Below are 4,323 nucleotides of genomic sequence, written 5' to 3'. Positions count from 1 at the left end.
ACCACCGCCGGGTATTCCGAGCCCTGGCTCTTGTGGATGGTGGCGGCATAAGCCGGCACCAGGGTGTCGAGCTCGCCAAAGGCAAAGGCGACCGTGCGGCCGTCGAAGCCGACCGCGACCTCGCCCTCATCGGCATCGACATCCTCGATGGTGCCGATGTCGCCGTTATAGATCTCCTTGTCGTAGTCGTTCTCGATCTGCATGACCTTGTCGCCCGGAGCGAAGGTCCAGCCGAACCGCTCGACCTTTTTCTCGCCGGCCGGGTTCAGCGCCTTTTGCAGCTCGATGTTGAGCGATCGGGCGCCGACACCGCCCCGGTTCATGGGACACAGGACCTGAATGTCCTTGATCGGATCCAGCTTGAACCGGCGGGGGATGCGCCGTCTGACCAGTTCGACAATGCGCGCCACCGCCTCTTCCGGATCCCGGGCCGGCACGAAGTAGAAGTCCGCCTCGCCCGCCGGTGGCGCGAGGTCGGGCAGCCCGCCGGCATTGATCGCATGCGCGGTGGTGATGATCTTGCTTTGCGCAGCCTGGCGGAAGACCTCGGTGAGACGCACCACCGGCACGGCACCCGAGCCGATGATGTCCGCCAGCACCTGGCCGGGCCCGACCGAGGGCAGCTGGTCGATGTCGCCCACCATCAGGAGGGCGGCTGACGGGGGCAGGGCCTTCATCAGCGACTGCATGAGCGGCACATCGACCATGGAGCTTTCGTCGACGACCAGCAGATCGCAGTCGAGCGGGCTTTCTTCGTTGCGCTTGAAGGCGAAGGCCTTGGGGTCGAACTCCAGAAGCCGGTGGATAGTTTTAGCCTCCATGCCGGTGGTCTCGGTCATGCGCTTGGCGGCGCGGCCGGTGGGCGCCGCGAGCAGGAGCTTCACACCCTTGGCGGCCAGGATGCGCAGGATGGCGTTCACGATGGTGGTCTTGCCCACACCGGGTCCGCCGGTGATCACCGTGACCTTGGATTTGAGCGCCAGGCGGATCGCCTCGGCCTGGCTCGGGGCCAGGTTGAGGCCGGTCTTCTCCTCGATCCAGGGCAGGGCGCGATCGGCATCGATGGCGGGCCAGGGCAGGGGGCCTGCGCTGAGGCGCAAGAGGTGCCCGGCAATGGCGCGTTCCGCCTGGTACAGCCCGGTGAGAAAGATGCACTCCGCCTCGCCCACCCGGTCTGCGGTGACCGAGCCCTCGGCAAGCTCCTCGCCGATGGCGCTCACGATCAGGGCTGGCGGCACCTCGAGGAGCTTTTCTGCAAGGACTGTCAGCTCGCCCCGCGGCAGCCCGCAATGGCCGTCCCCCATGGCTTCGCTCAAGGCGAACGACACGCCCGCGCGAACCCGGATAGGGGCGGTCTTCTCGATGCCGAGCTTGCTGGCGATGAGATCCGCAGTGCGAAAACCGATGCCGCGAATGTCGCGGGCCAACCGATAAGGGTTCTCGCTCATCACCTGAACGGCATCCGTACCGTAGGTCTTGAAGATCCGCACGGCGCGCGCGGTGCCCACACCATGCTGGTGCAGGAACACCATGATCTCGCGGATGACCTTCTGGTCGGCCCAGCCCGCGGTGATCTTGGCTGCCCGGACAGGGCCGATGCCGCCCACCTCGCGCAGGCGTTCGGGCTCGGCCTCGATGACATCGAAGACGTCCTTGCCGAAGGCCTTCACCAGCCGCCGGGCATAGACAGGTCCGATCCCGCGGATCATGCCGGAGCCTAGGTATTTCTCGATGCCCTCGATCGAGGAGGGCGTGGAGGTCTTCAGGAACTGCGCCTTGAACTGCAGGCCATGGGTGCGGTCGTTGAGCCACAGGCCCGAGGCGGTGACCCATTCTCCGGCGGAGATCATCGCGGCATGACCGACCACGGTGATGAGATCGCGGTGCCCGCGTGCCTTGACCCGCAGGACGCAGAAGCCGCTTTCCGGACTGTGGAAGGTGACGCGCTCGACCAAGCCGGCTAGGACCTCGCTCGGGTTGCTGGTCTCAGAGGGTGTCATCGGCACCACTTATACGCTGCGCGGAAATGCAGAGGAAGTCATCTGGGCGGCGATAGCGGCATCTGCCTTGTGGTCCATGTGCCAGGAGATATGCGCCTGCCAAGGTCTGAACCAAGTTCGCCCGGACACTGGCACGCTGCTCTCGGCGCATGACTTCCATGGCATCCCTCCTGCCTCGCCGGTTCCTCTCGACTTGTCCGTCGGATGAAGGTTACGATGACCTGATCTGCAGGGACAGGCTGCCCCACCCTGTTCATGGGGCGAGCCAGTCGACGATATCGCTGTCAGCAGCAAACGGGACGGCATTCATATGATGAGCACGAGTGCTGAACTCTTCCTTGTTCTCGCCTCCGCGGCCTTCGGCGGTGCCGCCACTTACGCCGTATGCAGACGCTTGCCGGATCGGGAGTCTCCGAAACCCGACCTGAAGCAGGTCGAACTCTTCATCGACCGCGTGTCGACAGCCAGCCCGAAGGATCCGCGTGTGACGAGCAGGTTCTGGTGATCTGCAACCGGGGAGCATCGAAAGGAAGGGCGTGACTTTCTGACCAGGGCTGACTGACCGGTCGCTGAAGGGTGACATGCGGCTTTGCAGGTCGAAAACAGGACGTCGCGAAACACAACCTGATCAACACGGGAGCTGCCATCGGCTCCGGGCTGGCGTGTCCTTGCCCAGAAGACCATTTCTCCAGAGTGCTCGGAGGACGCTGACGCCAGGGCTATCGCCTTCGTGATCGACTTGACCTCGGGGTGGCGAAACGCCACCTTGATAGCAGGAGGAAACCCCATGGCTCAATCGATCAAGTTTGCTGACGATGCTCTGGTTAACGACGCCCGCGCCGTCGCCGATCGCCAAAGCCGGTCCCTTGCCGGTCAGATCACGCATTGGGCGCGCATCGGTCGCGCCATCGAGCGTTCCGGCAACTTCGATTACATCAAGATCTCGCGGGTGCTCGCAGGCGAGTTGGAGACGGGTGTCCTCACCGCCGAGGAAAAGGCCGTCTGGTCCGAACAGTTCCTGGCCAGGATGTCCGAACCCGGGCCGGAAGAAGACGCATTTTTCACCGAGCTGCGCCAAAGCTGCAAGGCTGTCGGCCTGGATGCCTCAGGCAAGATTGTGACTGTGGACGCTCAGCCTGAAGGATGAGCCCGACCCTGATCCTGCTTGCCGGTCCGAATGGCGCCGGCAAGTCCACCCTCTACCGGACGCGCGTGGCTCCCGCCTTCGCCGGGCCGTTCATCAATGCCGATGTCATTCAGCGAGATGAGCTGAAGGACAGCAGTCCCGAGGCCTCCTACAAAGCGGCAGAGATCGCGGCGAGCCGAAGGACCGACATCCTCGCGAGAGGAGGCGATCTTGCGACCGAGACGGTCTTCTCGCACCCCTCGAAGCTCGACCTGATCAAGGAAGCGCGGACGAGGGGCTACACCGTGTGGGTCATGCATGTAGGGGTGGACAGCCCTGACCTCTCGGTGGCGCGGGTCGCCCACCGGGTCGGGACCGGAGGACATGCTGTGCCGGAGGCTAAGATCCGGGAGCGTTACGGACGCTCCATGCCGCTGATCCGGGAGGCCGTGCAGCTTGCGGATATGGGCCTCGTCTACGACAATTCGGTCGCGGGCCAAAGCCCCAAGCTCAATCTCACGTTTCGGCAAGGGCATCTCCTCAACATGCGCCCCGATCCTCCGGCATGGATCCGGCAGGCCTATGCGGCGGATCTGGTCATTTGAAGGACCACCTGTCTGGCTTGAGGGTCATCAAGCCGCAGTCTGTCGTGGAGTGCCGGATAGCGGCACGGCCTCGGCATGCTTGCTCGCCCTCTGTGAGAGGTGCTCGAGATTTCTGCCGGCCCGTGTTGCTGGAAATGTCCGGCGTGGTAGACTGCCCATGCTAACTGCTCGAACCATGATGGTGGTCAGACGCCATGGTCGACGTCAGGGTGCAAAGCAATGAAAAAGGCTGTTCGCATTGGTATTCTGGAGGAGCTGGTCAACCGACTGCCCGATTTTTTGGAGCCCATGTCGGAAGAAGAGCTGCGGCTTTGGGAGGGTGATCTGCTTGAGTTCCAGGCAGGCGACAAAGACAAAAACTCTCGAACAGATCGTGCGGCAATCTTGGATGATTCCACCGGCAGTGGATCGGCTTGATTTGCCTGCCGAGAACCAATGCTCCAAGTCCTGCCCAAAGCGAGCAATCGTTCCATAAGATAACCTATTGCATCTTCGCTTATAGCCGGGGGCACATTCCATTCTGGAATGCATCACTCGATAGTTTCCTGAAGCTATTCAGGAGGATGTGATGAGGCGCCCTTTCACCAACCTG

At 63.0% G+C, this 4,323-nt stretch carries 4 protein-coding genes; 3 read left to right on the top strand and 1 reads right to left on the bottom strand.

Features of this window, described 5'->3' with window-relative positions:
* A partial coding sequence (recD2, locus tag J0F76_RS20060; protein ID WP_207472178.1) for an SF1B family DNA helicase RecD2 occupies nucleotides 1-2,000 on the bottom strand: 2,000 nt, incomplete at its 3' end.
* Nucleotides 2,001-2,787: 787 nt separating this feature from the next.
* On the opposite strand from recD2, the gene J0F76_RS20055 reads away from it, so the two are divergent.
* From J0F76_RS20055 to J0F76_RS20045, 3 genes are all read left to right on the top strand, one after another.
* Nucleotides 2,788-3,147, top strand: coding sequence for a TA system antitoxin ParD family protein (locus tag J0F76_RS20055; RefSeq protein WP_207472177.1), 360 nt, complete (start codon nucleotides 2,788-2,790; stop codon nucleotides 3,145-3,147).
* Complete coding sequence (locus J0F76_RS20050; RefSeq protein ID WP_207472176.1) at nucleotides 3,144-3,731, top strand: ATPase; 588 nt, start codon at nucleotides 3,144-3,146, stop codon at nucleotides 3,729-3,731. The genes J0F76_RS20055 and J0F76_RS20050 overlap by 4 nt, the downstream gene beginning before the upstream one ends.
* 219 nt (nucleotides 3,732-3,950) lie before the next feature.
* Complete coding sequence (locus J0F76_RS20045; RefSeq protein WP_207472175.1) at nucleotides 3,951-4,148, top strand: hypothetical protein; 198 nt, start codon at nucleotides 3,951-3,953, stop codon at nucleotides 4,146-4,148.
* Nucleotides 4,149-4,323: the final 175 nt, after the last annotated feature.

It is taken from the genome of Paracoccus fontiphilus (genome assembly GCF_017356265.1).
In the GTDB taxonomy this organism is placed as follows: domain Bacteria; phylum Pseudomonadota; class Alphaproteobacteria; order Rhodobacterales; family Rhodobacteraceae; genus Paracoccus; species Paracoccus fontiphilus.
The sequence above is the reverse complement of the archived record's forward strand: the minus strand, read 5'-3'. Positions and strand labels throughout refer to the sequence as shown.

Bases quoted from the DNA above. Each gene is read 5' to 3' on its own strand.
- J0F76_RS20055 (WP_207472177.1), top strand. From the start codon at position 2,788: ATGGCTCAATCGATCAAGTTTGCTGACGATGCTCTGGTTAACGACGCC.
- J0F76_RS20045 (WP_207472175.1), top strand. From the start codon at position 3,951: ATGAAAAAGGCTGTTCGCATTGGTATTCTGGAGGAGCTGGTCAACCGA.
- J0F76_RS20050 (WP_207472176.1), top strand. From the start codon at position 3,144: ATGAGCCCGACCCTGATCCTGCTTGCCGGTCCGAATGGCGCCGGCAAG.